The sequence below is a fragment of the Marinomonas gallaica genome, assembly GCF_001639745.1.
Taxonomy (GTDB): Bacteria; Pseudomonadota; Gammaproteobacteria; order Pseudomonadales; family Marinomonadaceae; genus Marinomonas; species Marinomonas gallaica.
This window is the reverse complement of the sequence record NZ_LTAX01000007.1, coordinates 1-14,389: the sequence shown is the minus strand read 5'-3', so window position 1 is coordinate 14,389 and position 14,389 is coordinate 1. Positions and strand designations below refer to the sequence as shown.

Annotated in this window: 11 protein-coding genes; 4 read left to right on the top strand and 7 right to left on the bottom strand. The window is 45.0% G+C overall.

Annotated elements, in window-relative coordinates:
* Positions 1–254 precede the first annotated feature (254 nt).
* Complete coding sequence (locus tag AYW76_RS08420) at positions 255–1,922, top strand: GGDEF domain-containing protein (protein WP_067218471.1); 1,668 nt, start codon at positions 255–257, stop codon at positions 1,920–1,922.
* A 41-nt stretch (positions 1,923–1,963) separates the two neighbouring features.
* Here the strand turns inward: AYW76_RS08420 and AYW76_RS08415 are convergent, their stop codons facing one another.
* From AYW76_RS08415 to csiR, 3 genes are all read right to left on the bottom strand, one after another.
* Complete coding sequence (locus AYW76_RS08415; RefSeq protein ID WP_067218820.1) at positions 1,964–2,512, bottom strand: HPP family protein; 549 nt, start codon at positions 2,510–2,512, stop codon at positions 1,964–1,966.
* Positions 2,513–2,769: 257 nt separating this feature from the next.
* Complete coding sequence (locus tag AYW76_RS08410; protein WP_067218467.1) at positions 2,770–3,486, bottom strand: YccT family protein; 717 nt, start codon at positions 3,484–3,486, stop codon at positions 2,770–2,772.
* Positions 3,487–3,676: 190 nt separating this feature from the next.
* The gene (gene csiR / locus AYW76_RS08405; protein WP_067218464.1) at positions 3,677–4,375 is read right to left on the bottom strand and encodes a DNA-binding transcriptional regulator CsiR; all 699 of its coding nucleotides are present in this window, start codon (positions 4,373–4,375) and stop codon (positions 3,677–3,679) included.
* Between the two features lie 218 nt (positions 4,376–4,593).
* Here csiR and glaH point away from each other — a divergent pair, with 218 nt between their 5' ends.
* Both glaH and lhgO read left to right on the top strand, forming a co-directional pair.
* The gene (glaH, locus tag AYW76_RS08400) at positions 4,594–5,562 is read left to right on the top strand and encodes a glutarate dioxygenase GlaH (RefSeq protein ID WP_067218460.1); all 969 of its coding nucleotides are present in this window, start codon (positions 4,594–4,596) and stop codon (positions 5,560–5,562) included.
* A 92-nt stretch (positions 5,563–5,654) separates the two neighbouring features.
* Positions 5,655–6,854: an L-2-hydroxyglutarate oxidase gene (gene lhgO, locus AYW76_RS08395; protein ID WP_067218456.1), complete on the top strand. Its 1,200-nt coding sequence runs from the start codon at positions 5,655–5,657 to the stop codon at positions 6,852–6,854.
* 140 nt (positions 6,855–6,994) lie between these two features.
* Here the strand turns inward: lhgO and gloA are convergent, their stop codons facing one another.
* Complete coding sequence (gloA, locus tag AYW76_RS08390; RefSeq protein ID WP_067218453.1) at positions 6,995–7,519, bottom strand: lactoylglutathione lyase; 525 nt, start codon at positions 7,517–7,519, stop codon at positions 6,995–6,997.
* Positions 7,520–7,872: 353 nt separating this feature from the next.
* Here gloA and AYW76_RS08385 point away from each other — a divergent pair, with 353 nt between their 5' ends.
* Positions 7,873–8,325 carry a tlde1 domain-containing protein gene (locus AYW76_RS08385; protein ID WP_067218449.1) on the top strand — a complete coding sequence of 151 codons (453 nt, stop codon included), beginning with the start codon at positions 7,873–7,875 and terminating at the stop codon, positions 8,323–8,325.
* 481 nt (positions 8,326–8,806) lie between these two features.
* Here the strand turns inward: AYW76_RS08385 and acnA are convergent, their stop codons facing one another.
* The 3 genes from acnA to AYW76_RS08365 all read right to left on the bottom strand — a co-directional run bounded on the left by acnA (position 8,807) and on the right by AYW76_RS08365 (position 13,947).
* A complete protein-coding gene (gene acnA, locus AYW76_RS08375; RefSeq protein WP_067218817.1) occupies positions 8,807–11,647 on the bottom strand; it encodes an aconitate hydratase AcnA in 2,841 nt (946 codons plus the stop codon).
* 398 nt (positions 11,648–12,045) lie between these two features.
* Positions 12,046–12,447: a GFA family protein gene (locus AYW76_RS08370; protein WP_067218442.1), complete on the bottom strand. Its 402-nt coding sequence runs from the start codon at positions 12,445–12,447 to the stop codon at positions 12,046–12,048.
* Between the two features lie 378 nt (positions 12,448–12,825).
* Positions 12,826–13,947: a hypothetical protein gene (locus AYW76_RS08365; RefSeq protein WP_067218438.1), complete on the bottom strand. Its 1,122-nt coding sequence runs from the start codon at positions 13,945–13,947 to the stop codon at positions 12,826–12,828.
* Positions 13,948–14,389: the final 442 nt, after the last annotated feature.

Here is a 14,389-nt window from a genome sequence, read left to right as displayed (position 1 = left end):
CTTTGACCAACATTGGTGTCAAAGTGTTGGATCCAGGCGTTATCATCGCGCTATTTCCTTGCATGTACGTGAGTTTTTACATTACGGTAACATTTTACGTAAAGCGCTAACATTCGTACACAAAGCAAGCATAGGTAAATGGTTGTATTCGACCTCAATATATGTGTTTAATTGTATACGCGATAGAGCTTTAAAGACCTGTAAACACGCTCTAAATATCGATCATGATAAAACCTAAGATAGTAATATAACTTATGGCCGCCTTAATCCCAGCTTCATCAGACCTGCACGACTTCTCTAATTTATCTGATCTTATTTTAGAAGGCAGTAATCTCGGCACTTGGGCTTGGAATATTCAAACTGGTGAAGCGATATTTAATGACGAGTGGGTGCGTATAATTGGCTATACCATTGATGAACTTGAGCCCCTGTCTATCAATACTTGGTTAGACGTAATTCATCCAGATGATTTAAAAAGTTCCAATTCAGCACTTCAGGCACATTTTTGTGGTGAAACACCCCTTTATACCTTTGAAGCACGGATGAAGCACAAGCAAGGCCATTGGGTAAAAGTACTGGACCAAGGCACAGTATTAATCCGTGATTCAAAAGGAGAGCCACTGTGGATGTTTGGCGTACATCTTGACGTAAGCGAACTGTGGCATAAGCAAATAGAAATCAAGCAGCTTAAAGACCGCCTTGAGCTTCTCGCTAGCAACCTACCAGGGTTTGTTTATCAATTTCTAATGGATGCATCAGGGATTATAACCACGCCTTTTGCAACTGAAAAAGTCCAAGAGCTTTTTGGCTGCAGTGCCGAAGAACTCCACGCCGACGCATCAGCAATGATGAATCGAATAGATTCAGATTACATTGATCATATTTATCAAACGATCGAACAATCTCGCATCAATCTATCAGAGTGGCATGAGACATTTAAAGTTAATCACCCTGAAAAAGGCAGCATTTGGGTGGAAGCACGCTCGTTACCAAAGCGAACCAAAACGGGCGGCACGATTTGGTACGGTTACGCTCAAGATGTAACGGAGCAAACGAATAAATTAGAACGTATTCGCTTATTATCAGCGGTCGTCGACACCACTCATCAAGGCGTTATGGTGACGGATACAAATTCCGTCATTCAAGAAGTGAACCATGCCTTTACCAATATTACCGGTTACAGTGCCAAAGAAGCGTGCGGCCAAACTCCCTCTTTTTTATCTTCCGGTCGTTGTGAAGAAGCATTCTACGAAGACATGTGGAGAGACTTAAAAGACAAAGGCCACTGGAAGGGTACGGTTTGGAATCGCCACAAATCAGGCGAGGTTTACCCGCAACTATTAACCATCGACGCACTCAAAAACAACTCAGGAGTGGTAACAAATTATATTGGTGCGTTTACCGATATATCAGAACTGATTCAAGAGCAAGAGCTGCTGCTTGAACTAGCCAATCGTGATCCGTTAACCAACCTTCCAAACCGAAAAATATTTGATCAAGAGTTGGGCCATCGATTGGCTCACGCTAAAAAGGCGAATGAACACTTAATGGTGCTGTTTATGGATCTCAACAAATTCAAAAGCCTTAACGATACATATGGCCACTATGAAGGGGATCAATACCTAGCGAAAGTCGCCAATGTGCTGTCTGAACGTTTAAGCGACCAAGGCTTACTATGTCGAATTGGCGGTGACGAGTTCATTGGCGTACGGAATGTCGAGTGTTGCGAAGCCTGTGATAAACACACCCTTATCACTAAGATAAAACAAGACATTCAAGATATTAGTGCGATTTATCCTGACCTTAAACTCGGCATTAGCATTGGCGTAGCGTGCTTTCCCCCTGACGGACAAAGCACACAACGTCTTCTCGAAGTGGCGGATAAACGTATGTATATTGATAAATACAAAAGCCGCCACTGAATTCAAGGCATATACAAAGAACGTCCAGACATGCGCACTCTTTACCACCAATAAACGGGATAGTGGCGTTTTGGGTTACCCGACATATTATTCACGAACAACGCCACCATGAGCATGATCAAAGCGCCTACCAATACTGGTGTAAGCGCATACCAGTAGCCGAGGCTTTGCACGTGCGCGCCACCAATCACCGCAATAAGCGCCGTGGCACCACCGGGTGGGTGTAGAGTGCGGGTAAAATCCATCGTAGCGATGGATAAAGAGACCGCTAGAGAACTTGCTAAAATAAGATCGTCTGGAATAAAAATATGGACGGTAACGCCAACTAAGGCGGAAAACACATGCCCACCAACCAAATTACGAGGCTGGGAAAATTCAGCCAGTGGTGCCCCGTAAATCAATACGGCAGATGCGCCAAATGAGCCGATCAAAAACAACATACTGTGTTGGTTGAAACTCCATAACTCGCCCAAACTAGCAATCAAAAAAATACCTAAAAAGGAGCCAACCCAAGACCAAACAATCTTGCTAAAAGGCTTACGTGGCGGGCATGCTTCTTTTGCTCGCATGCGGGACAAATAGTGTTTCATATAGCACTCAACATTAGCGTGTACAGTTAAACGATGCATCATACGAAACCACGTTACCTTTGGCAAAGCATAGCACTTAGGAAAACTCGTTTGTAATGATAGCGGCGCTATGTCGAGAATGCCACCCGATTTACGACCGCACACGAAGCCTATGATGCAACCCCTGCGCAAGAAAGGGCAATTTTTCCATTGCAAATGAGGCTCAATAGAGCCAGATACTCATAACTTACTATCTGGCTCTATGATTCAATCACCGCTTACTCGTTTAACAACCAAACTTGAAACGCTTTTTGATCTTCTTTAGAGGCTTTCTTGAACCAAAACACCATCATATCGTAGGCATTGTTGCTCTGTGCTGCTTTATGCGAGGGATCAATCATCCAAATACGAATGTCTTTGCGGGTTGCAACATCCGCTTTGTTGTACCAGAACTTAAGCATCTCAAGCTCTTCAGTCACGGCGACTTGCTTTGCCGCCGCTTTAGGCTTATCTACAACTGGCTGTTTATAAGTCGCTGTAAACTCACGAATCTCACTTTTGTAATCACGTGATGGTTGAAAGCCTGATTTTTTTGGTAGCATACGGATTTGATAATCCAATTTATCCATTCGACCTTCATCAACTAACGAAAACTCAGGCGCTTTCGCGAAACGTTCGGCATCGCTCTTATTGAAGAAGTATGGCGCTTGAAGAACAATATCGGAGTCTTCTTTCACTTTCACATCTATGATGTAGGGTTCCGACTCAAAAAATTCCGCATTGCTGCCACCGCCGATACGCTGGTTAAATCGCACCACAAACTGACGTTCGCCCGGTTCTATATCCGTTTCAAAATCATTTCCGAAGCTGGTACTTTCTAAGTCCACATACATGATTTCAAAATTCTGAGGTACTTCAAATGTCGCCGCCAACGCAGGCACACTCCCCGCCCCTAGCAACATACCCAAGACCATCACACCTGACTTCAAACGCATTTTGCGACTCCTTAGCAAGAACACTGAACTATTATTTTAGACTCCGTAACCTACCATAAAGCTTTTCGAGATTATCCTGCTAAGGCTCGTCACAATACGAATATACTAATTTTTGCCTTTTTCTGATAAAACCTAATATAAAACCGTATCACTCAGAGTGCGCAGTGGCATTACTGAATAAACGCTTAATTTACTCATGCTCAGCCAGGCCTCGCGCTTCTATTATTTCTGAAATGATCGACACGGGGCCAGTCATATGCTCGAACATCATGTCGCGCGCTTTAACGTGATCTCGAGACAGTAATACCTCAACAAGCTGTCGATGCTCTTCGCGTTTTGCCTCTAGAGCCTCTGCAGAAAAAACGGTATGACGCAGCCAAAGTTGTCGATATCGCTCAACCTGATCAAGCATCGTCAGTCGAAGCTCTAATAATTTAGCAGAACCACAGCCTTGGGCGATTGCAAGATGAAATGCTTTGTGGCGCGCATCCCACAGTCCTAACATGTCTTCAGCACTGTTTAACTGAGTCACTTTCGATAACGTATGCGTACTCGCAATCACACCCGCTTCCCAGCTCTCATCCCCTAACTTCACTGCAAGCTCGGTGATCATGGCTTCTAAATGGGCACGGGCAAAGTAGATATCCGTCAGTTCCTCAATCGACATCGATGCAACGCGAAAACCGCGCTGGCTGATGGCGGTGACGAGGTGTTCAGAAACAAGTCGTGAAAGTGCTTCCCGCATAGGGCCAGAGCCAATCTCATAACGCTCCTTTAACCCCCGCATGAGCAACTTATCACCGGGTCGGTACACACCCTCGGTAATATCTCGTTTCAGTGCAACATAGGCAAGGTTCACCAGATTGTTTTTTTCGTCATTGGTCGCCATGAAGCATCCGTATCAGAGGTGTATGAATGACCCGATTATAGCCATTCCCATAATGCCTCACAAAGCAATTTTATCGTCAAAAACCAGGAATGTAGATATTTTATTGACGGAAACCAAAAATGTAGATATTTTGTTAAAACGTAAACATTATTGATTATCTACCTACATTCAAAACAACAATGTCATACCCAAAAATAACAAATATGAACGAGGCCCCCATGTCCATAGCTGCCGTATCCAATTCACCTAATAACCTCAGCCATTCCGGCTTCTCCCTAAGACCATCTGAGCAAAGCCCACGTTTACTTCAGCTTCACTTCGAGCAATCACTGGTTATCGCCTTTCTGAAAGAGGTCGAAAAGTTTCCGGTACAGGCGTTGGAATATAAATCGATGCTACGATTTCGTGTCGCTAGCATTCTAAATAGGCTTTGTGATGATCAACTTCAGTCTCTCTTAGTAGAAACACTTGTGGATCGCAATAGCGGCGCTTTGTTGGTCACGCCTGAAGGCTTAGACGAAGTCACTCAAGCCGAAGATATGATCAAATTCACAACGGCCATCGCTCACCTTTTAGGACGCTCTAACTTTGACGCCATGAGCGGCCAGTATTACGCGCGCTTTGTCGTTAAAAATGAAGACAACTCAGACAGCTACCTACGTAAAGCCCATCGTGTAATGGAGCTGCATAACGATGGCACATACGTAGAACAAGACACTGATTATGTGATGATGCTGAAAGTAGACGAGCAAAACATAGAAGGCGGCAATTCGTTGTTACTGCACTTGGATGACTGGGAAGATCTCGAGCGTTTCAGTACGGATCCTTTAGCACATCAAAGCATGCGCTGGAGTGCACCACCCAGCAAAAACACTAGCAAGGATATCTTTCACGCTGTGTTTGATATCGATCGTAGCGGGCAGCCTATCATGTCGTACATCGATCAATTTGTTCAGCCGAAAAATGATGTCGAGGGGAACTGGTTAACAGATTTATCTGAATCTCTTGAAACCAGTAAGGCTACTTTGTCCGTGCCTGTTCCAACCGGCTCTTTCCTCATCATCAATAATCATTTTTGGCTACACGGGCGTGACAAATTTACCGCCCACCAAGGGTTGCGTCGTGAGCTAATGCGTCAGCGTGGTTACTTTACCCACGCAAAAACCTTACGTAATCCGACCCAGTGATGGTCAAAATACACTAAAATAGACGTCTACCGAACATCACCGGAGACACGGCCGGTGATGTCGATTTATGGACTCTTCAAGAGACAACACAGATGTACGATTTTATGATTATTGGCGGCGGCATAATCGGCATGTCAACGGCGATGCAGTTGCTTGAGCGCTACCCAGATAAAAAACTATTGGTACTTGAAAAAGAATCCGGTCCCGCAGAACATCAGACGGGCCATAACTCAGGTGTTATTCATGCAGGGGTTTATTACACGCCTGGTAGCCTTAAAGCCCAGTTTTGTTTAGAAGGTAACCGTGACACCAAAGCATTCTGCCAAGAAAACAACATACCCTATGATGAGTGCGGCAAGCTTTTAGTAGCAACCAATGCGCTAGAAATGCAACGCATGAAAGCCTTATGGGAGCGCACCGAAGCCAATGGTCTAGAGCGCCACTGGCTCAACGCGGACGAATTGCGTGAGCGTGAACCGAACATCACCGGCATCGGCGCAATTTTTGTCCCGTCCAGCGGCATCGTCAATTACAAGCAAGTCACCCAAGCCATGGCTCGTAAGGTGATTGAACGTGGTGGCGAAATTCGTTACAACACCAATGTCACTGGATTGAATGAAACATCTGAAGAAGTCTGTGCGCACACAACAACCGGCGCTTATAACGCCGAATATTTGATCTCTTGTTCTGGCTTAATGGCGGATCGAGTCGTGAGAATGCTAGGGCTGGAGCCGGAGTTTCAAATCTGTCCTTTCCGCGGTGAATACTTTTTGTTACCCGAAAAACACAACCAGATCGTCAATCATTTAATCTACCCCATTCCCAACCCAGCCATGCCGTTTCTTGGCGTGCATCTAACACGCATGATTGATGGAACAGTCACGGTAGGGCCGAACGCTGTTCTAGCGTGGAAACGTGAAGGTTACCGTAAAACCGATATTTCGTTATCGGACAGCTTAGAAAGCCTTCGCTACCCAGGTATCCGCAAAGTGTTGATGGATAACCTCAAGCCAGGGCTATTGGAATTAAAAAATTCGCTCTTTAAAGGCGGCTATCTAAAAGAAGTGCAAAAATACTGCCCTTCCGTAGAGAAATCAGACCTGACCCCTTACCCAGCAGGCGTTAGAGCGCAAGCGGTGTCTAAAGACGGCAAGTTAGTGGATGACTTTTTATTCGTAAGAACGGCCCGCACCATCAATGTGTGCAATGCCCCCTCTCCCGCGGCGACGTCAGCACTACCAATAGGCCGACACATCATTAAAGAAGCACAAACTCAATTTGGCTTAAACTGATTTGGTATTTCGTAGAGGCTGGTAAGCAAGGACGCGGCTGAGAAAAATACACTCAGCCGCAACATATGAATTTGAACGTTAGTGCAGGTAAGTAAAAGGCGTTTTGAAGACCATGCTTAACGCCTTTTTATGTCATCAGCTTAACCTTTGACACGGTTCGCATCGAAAATCTCAATCCAATAGCCATCAGGATCTTTGATGAATGCAATGTAGTTCATCTTGCCATCGGCTAACTTTTTCTGAAAGGAGACGCCTAAGTCTTCAAAGCGCTGGCAGGCTTCTTCTAGCTTAGGAACATGAAAGCCGATGTGGCCAAAACCACGTGGATCATTGTTACCGCTGTGATATTCGACTGTGTCGGCCGTATCCCCCCAATTGTGCGTCAACTCCAAAACCGCCGGACGCCCAAAGGTTTGCGCCGTGCGTTTGTCGTCGTCGGCACTGATATCAGAGAAATCTTCACCGTACGTCAAAAAATACAAACTGAATTCCATTTCTGGGAAATCGAGCTTCTTCAGCAACGTCATCCCCATCACACGTGTATAAAAATCGAGCGAACGAACTGGATCGGCGATGCGCAACATAGTTTGGTTAAACACAAACCCATTCGTGGCGGGATCTTTCTCTTCACACAAGCCTTCGGCTTGCTCAAAATGACGACTCATATTCTTACCCTCTTATCGTATGTACAAAATAGGTGGGGACCATTCGCAAAAAATCAATGCCTGACCATTAGCCAACTCGTACGACCAGACGCCTGATACTTCGTACGGCCTGACTCCTGTCAGGGACAAAAGCGCCATCGCTATCAAGAGATAATTCGCATACTCAACCTTATAGGTACAAGTCCCTGTCTAAGTTATTCAATAACAGCATTGTCCGTTGCAATCAGTGTTTGAAGCCTATGATATAATTACACAAAACAGAGAGTTTATTGACATATTAATCATATTAAAACGAGTACACTTTTCTTTTGCATTCTTCAGCACAATTGATACTTTGCACTTAGGGAAAAGTTATGAGGCTCATTTTTAGTATACAAAAGCAAAAGTTAATAATCACGACACCGGCTTGGGCTGCTGTATTAAATGCGACGAGTGGTCGAGATAAATGTATGAATAATTCTTCTGAAGAATGTTTGTCTCAAAGCTGGCATGGCCCAATACCTATTGGCGAGTACTTTATAAACCCAAGAGAATTGAGTGACCCAAATATTTTTGGGGATATACTTCGTAATTTTCGTCCTGATTCGCCAGGAGATTGGGGGAGTTTTAGAATTCGAATTCATGCTAAAGAAGATACAGAAACTCATGGTCGAGATAATTTTTTTCTGCATGGCGGCAGTGTTGAAGGGAGTGCTGGCTGTATTGATATAGGAGGCGGGTTATTTGGAAGTCAACATTTAAATAATCTTCTTACAGCAATACGGATGTCCAAGCATGCGATAGATTTGGAAGTTATTTCAGAATGAACAATCTAAAGAAGCCACTTGCGATTAACGTACTCTTTATAGTCCTTTCTGTACTAGGTCATATTCTAGATATCAGTAATATTACCCTTATTATTGTCATGGCTCTCTTCCTGCTTTCAAGCATTTTAGTGCGCTGGTCAATATTGGAATTAGCTGCATCGTTACTAATCTATATTGCAATTAGATGGGCGATTTGCCTTATTGGCATAGAGCACGCATTCTATATGGCTAAGATGTGTGAAGCTGCAAGCTTTACCTTAATATCGAGCGTTATTTTTCTTATTCCTTTAGTATTTGGAACCATATTTCGAAAACTCTTCTATAAAGCTCATTAATTGAGCTTCGCTTAGTACCCTTAGGGAATAATCCGTACGATCTGACTCCTGTCGGTGATAATAAGACGCTAAGCCCAGAAACCAAAAAGCCCAACCCCTAATGTTACAAGGATTGAGCTTTTGTCCTAGCAAAACACACTAAGCCATTATGCAGCGTCGATATTCTCGCGTGCCAATTGGCGTAGTGCATAATGCAGCACACCCCCATGACGCACGTACTCGCACTCTTTTGGCGTTTGTAGCATGACATTGACCTCAAACACTTCAGACGAGCCATCGGCACGCGTGGCGGTCACCGTCGCGGCCTTACTCTCACCATTCTCCAACCCTGTGATGCTCAGCACTTCCGAACCATCCAGTTTGTACGTGTCGGCGTTCTCACCGTCTTTAAAGGTCAACGGCAACACACCCATTCCTACTAGATTCGAGCGGTGAATACGCTCAAATGAGCTGGTCAAAACTGCTTTGACGCCGAGTAAACTGGTACCTTTCGCCGCCCAGTCACGGCTCGAGCCTGAGCCATACGCCGCGCCACCGAGAATCACAAGAGGACGCTGATCGGCCTTGTACTTCATGGCAGCATCGTAAATAGGCATCTCTTCGCCATCTTTGAGCGTGGCGTTGTCGCCGTTGAAATAGTAGGTGTAGCCACCCTCTTTGCCTCCCAACATGGTATTTTTGATACGGATGTTGGCGAACGTGCCTCGAGTCATGACCGCATCGTTACCACGTCGTGAGCCGTAGCTATTGAAGTCTGCCTTCAGCACGCCACGCGATTGTAAGTATTGACCAGCAGGAGAATCCGCTGCAATGTTACCCGCGGGTGAAATATGATCGGTGGTGATCGAGTCACCAAACAAACCTAAGATGCGCGCACCTTCGATATCAGGAATACCTTCTTGCTCAAGCGTCATCCCCTCAAAGAACGGTGGATTTTTGATATAGGTCGATTCGTCACTCCAAGGATACAGCTGGCTGTCTTCCGAGGTAATAGCGTTCCAAGCTTGGCTGCCTGCAAAGACTTCGCCGTAGTTTTTACGGAACATGTCGGCATCGATGTTGTTCGCGATCAGCTCATTAATTTCATCCGAGGTTGGCCAGATGTCTTTTAAGTACACATCGTTGCCGTCTTGGTCTTGACCAATAGCATGGGTCGTCAAATCAATATCCACTGTACCCGCCAGCGCATACGCGACCACCAGCGGTGGCGACGCTAAATAGCTGGCTTTGACGTGTGAGTGAATACGACCTTCAAAGTTACGGTTGCCCGATAGCACCGCTGCCGCTACGAGGTCGTTTTCTTCTATGCCTTTTTCAATCGCTTCAGGCAGTGGCCCTGAGTTACCAATACACGTCGTACAGCCGTAACCCACCAAATAAAAGCCGGTTTTTTCCAACTCATCCATTAGATGCGTTTTCTTTAGGTAATCGGTCACCACCTTAGAACCCGGCGCGAGAGAAGTTTTCACCCAAGGTTTGGCTTTGAGACCTTTTGCTGCGGCTTTTTTAGCCACCAGTCCGGCGCCAATCATCACGGCTGGGTTGGAGGTATTAGTACACGAGGTGATCGCAGCAATAACGACTGAACCATCACGCAATTTGTGCTTTTTGTCATCAATGCTAACGCTTGAGAACACATTGTTTGCATGAGCGTAGGCTTGCCTCTCTTCGGTTTGAGTGTCGACATCAATGGTTGGCTGAGCGGCTAAATCCTCGGCCTGCTCTTTTTCCCCGCCCTCATGATCAAACCGCGCTTTGGCATCACTATCAGGGTTACGACCTTTGGCCATCTGCGCAATGGTGTCACCAAACTTCTGATGCATCTCCGAAAGATTAATACGTTGTTGCGGTAAACTAGGGCCCGCCAAAGCAGGCTGTACGGACGACAAATCAAGTGCTAACTGACTGGAGTAACTGGCTGCCGGCGTGTCAGCATCATGCCACAGGCCTTGGATCTTAGCGTATTGCTCCACCAGCTTAATTTGAGATTCATCGCGACCGGACAGGCGCAAGTAATCAATCGCCATTTGGTCGATGGGGAAGATACCACACGTTGCCCCATACTCCGGCGCCATATTGGCAATGGTGGCTCGATCGGCAAGCGGCATATTGTGTAAGCCTTCACCGAAGAACTCGACGAACTTACCGACCACTCCATGGGCACGCAGCATCTCAACCACACGCAGCACCAAATCGGTGGCGGTCACGCCTTCCGTCAGTTTACCGGTCAGCTCAAAACCAACCACTTGGGGAATCAGCATGGAAGACGGTTGACCCAGCATGGCCGCCTCGGCTTCGATACCGCCCACACCCCAACCAAGCACACCAATACCGTTGATCATTGTGGTATGACTGTCGGTACCAAACACGGTATCAGGGTATGCAGTCAACTCACCGTCGACCTCAGAAGCCATGACAACGCGGGCAAGGTATTCAAGGTTGACCTGATGCACAATACCCGTCGCCGGCGGCACCACGACGAAGTTTTCAAAGGCATTACTGCCCCAATTCAAAAACTCATAGCGCTCTTGGTTACGCTTAAATTCGATTTTTTCATTTAAATCCAGCGAGTCTTCACGGCCATAGGCATCCACTTGCACAGAGTGATCGACTACCAGTTCACTGGGAATAAACGGATTGATTTGCTCCGCTTTACCGCCCAGCTTCACCACCGCATCCCGCATCGCGGCCAGATCCACCACCGATGGCACACCGGTGAAATCCTGTAACACCACACGCGCCGGCATGAACGCGATCTCTTTTGAGGCTTCTGCTTTGGCGTCCCAATTGGCCACCGCCTCAATGTGGTCTTTACCCACCGACTGACCACCGTCTTCATTACGCAACAGGTTTTCTAAGACAACTTTCATGCAGTATGGCAATCGGCTGATGTTCTCATAGGTGTCGGTCAATTTGGGCAAACTGTAGTAGGCATGCTCTTTACCATCGACCGAGATCGTATCTTTCACATTAAACGTATCACTCATGGTAGCGTCCTTATCAGGGTTACTGGGCTCAAACATAGGCCAAAGAGCGCCTATGTCGATAACATGTGGCTTAAAGGCTCATCCTGTAAATTGTGAGGCAGGCAAGCTATCACCCTTTAAAAAGTAGCCGGATGGATTCTTGCTGACCCATTACTTACATCACCATAACAAAACCTAGGTTGGTTATTAAAGCCTCTTACTATGACCATAACACCACAAAGGAGGTCGCAGCGTGTAGGCCGAAATGGGGAAATCACTCGTATCTTGCAAAAAGTGCGTCGTTATCAAGGCGAGCGGGAAGCGTTCTCAGGGGTTATAAAAAAAGTGAAACCGCTATCGGCGTGAGGCGAACCGAATCGATGTAGATCGGCGTTTGTGTTGAGCCTGCACAAAACGGCTCAGATTGGCAGTGTTTTAAACTCTGGTACACCTGCCAACTCGTTCTCCCATTCAGGTTTACTGGATGTGAAAATATGCGCCGTGGGCACCAGCGATAATTTAGTATCCAAACACCCTGCTGGCACCATCAGCAACGATGGCAACTGAGTACAAGGCAATGCTGAGCCACACACCTTGCAAAAGCTCTTGCTGTGCTGGGTGCCGGGTAGCGTGAAGGTCGTCACCTTATCGACGCCCGACTGCCAGACCAACTGAGCAGACGGCGAAAATAGATTCGCCGCATAAGCCGCCCCGGTGTCTTTTTGGCAATGCTGACAATGACACAGATAAAAACTGTCAAAATCACCTCGGACCACAAAACGCACTCCCCCACACAAGCAAGAGCCGAAATATTCAGCCATCAGCCTCTCCTAATCCGTAAACTCAAACGATAGGCATAGCATCGAGAACCTAAGATGCCAACTGATCCGTTGAGCGAAAAAACCTATTACGCCGTTTAAGCATTGTTCAGCCTGCTATCTGTATCGCCATTGATTCACTAGAAACTTCTCTGGTTCGTGAAACCAATTTATCAGTGCGCGAATACACATTAGGTTTTAATATGTGCATTCAAATCGAGTTAGTTGTGATGGTTTAATTTAGGAAGTTGTGACCAAAAGAAGTTTTCTATGTATGACTTCGGCTAGCTAACGCCGTTTTAAGCGGCAAATTTCAGTTGGCTAAAATAAGTGAGGCACGAACAAAAGCCAGCTGTAATTTGTCCGACTTGAAAACCCTTGTTAGGCGCAAAAAACCTCTAGCTGATTGTACAGTGCCTGTTTTAGACCTATAGGCAATGAAATACTTTGAGTTTCGTTTACCGGTAATAAATGATCAGAAATTTCAACTTGAATATGTTCAGGAATTCCTTCCATACTAAAGCCAACTATTGGCGTAATATTAGAGCTTGCGAAGCTTTCAATTCTTTCTAAAGAAAAAAGCCTAGCTAAAGCTTGGAGTTGTTTCTCTTGGGTGGATACGTAAGAAATACAAACTTCAGACGGTGATGCAGGAAACATTATTTCAGGCATTCTTAATAAATATATATCCCATGCTGTGGACCTAATGATTGCAGCAGCTTTTTCTTTTGAAGTCGTAGATTGAATTCCTAAGAGGCGCCCAGCATTATCACAAAAATAATGAATTGCTAAATGGGCTTCTCTAGCTAATATCATCCCTAAATCAACTTTTAAAAAACGTATAAACTCATTATATTGTTCAATTATTGAGGAGCGATTCATTTCAGTTTTTCTAATTAAAACCATTTTTATTAGTGCTATTTCTGTTGCCTCAAGCATTGCAGTAAGAGATGATTTATTGTAATTAGCTATAAAACTTTCAACTCTTTTTTCTGCGACTTCATAAAGTGATCTAGCATCAGAAGATTTTTTATAATGCTCAACTGCTTCTATATTAGGAATTACTTCCCCTGTTTTAAGAAAGTGTGGCTCGTTCATTGAATGAATTTTTAGTAATGATTCTGTTCTTCGTATTGCATTCTTTTTGAAGACATCAATATCAGATTTTGAATAATGTTCTAGATAATAAAATAAAGCACTAGAGTCCCAACCCCTTTGAGTTATAAAGATTAGAAAATCAAGAAAACCGTCAGTCGTTTTTCCTTTTTGAACAAATTTATCAAGTTGATCTAATACATTAGAATCAAGCAATGCTGTTGGAAACATTTCAAACTTTAAGTTCCCTGTTTCAAGGAACTCTTTATTAATTAGTGCTGGCTGCTTCCCAGAAAATTGATCTAATAAAAAAACAGGATTATCTTTACCAAATTCTAATGTTTCACTAAGAAACTTTGATTTATAGGGAGATTTTGAAATTTCCCAAAAAAATGACTCTGTGTCCATACTTATCCTATAAAATTAAACGAGGCTTTGAACCTCTTTGGCGCCTAACAATTAAGGGTTATACGGCAGCGTAGCTGCGGCTATAACCCACTGTTGAACGGCTGCGTTGTCTATATAGGGGATTTGCTTTTTTCATGGTGGGACGTCCCTGTTAAATAATTCGCTAAACATCAGAGTCTGTTTGGACTATGCCGCTTCAGATCGTCTTTGATCGCCGCTATGTTGGTTCATAATGTACCCTTTTGTAGCGTGATTTGACCAGAGAGGCAAGCGCTTCCCTCAGACTTTATGATCTGATCTATTTTTATACCCTGACCTCACTGAGCGCTAATGCTAACTGCCATTGTCCCATGGCAGCATGACGTGAAGCCGTTCTATCACTTTACTCTCAGAAGCATCGCCAAGATAAGTAACAGTACGTTCTCCACAAGCAGGGCATGAG

Coding starts and splice junctions, on each gene's coding strand:
- gloA (WP_067218453.1), bottom strand. CDS start 7,519: ATGAGTCGTCATTTTGAGCAAGCCGAAGGCTTGTGTGAAGAGAAAGAT.
- acnA (WP_067218817.1), bottom strand. CDS start 11,647: ATGAGTGATACGTTTAATGTGAAAGATACGATCTCGGTCGATGGTAAA.
- AYW76_RS08370 (WP_067218442.1), bottom strand. CDS start 12,447: ATGGCTGAATATTTCGGCTCTTGCTTGTGTGGGGGAGTGCGTTTTGTG.
- AYW76_RS08415 (WP_067218820.1), bottom strand. CDS start 2,512: ATGAAACACTATTTGTCCCGCATGCGAGCAAAAGAAGCATGCCCGCCA.
- AYW76_RS08410 (WP_067218467.1), bottom strand. CDS start 3,486: ATGCGTTTGAAGTCAGGTGTGATGGTCTTGGGTATGTTGCTAGGGGCG.
- AYW76_RS08385 (WP_067218449.1), top strand. CDS start 7,873: ATGAGGCTCATTTTTAGTATACAAAAGCAAAAGTTAATAATCACGACA.
- csiR (WP_067218464.1), bottom strand. CDS start 4,375: ATGGCGACCAATGACGAAAAAAACAATCTGGTGAACCTTGCCTATGTT.
- AYW76_RS08365 (WP_067218438.1), bottom strand. CDS start 13,947: ATGGACACAGAGTCATTTTTTTGGGAAATTTCAAAATCTCCCTATAAA.
- AYW76_RS08420 (WP_067218471.1), top strand. CDS start 255: ATGGCCGCCTTAATCCCAGCTTCATCAGACCTGCACGACTTCTCTAAT.
- glaH (WP_067218460.1), top strand. CDS start 4,594: ATGTCCATAGCTGCCGTATCCAATTCACCTAATAACCTCAGCCATTCC.
- lhgO (WP_067218456.1), top strand. CDS start 5,655: ATGTACGATTTTATGATTATTGGCGGCGGCATAATCGGCATGTCAACG.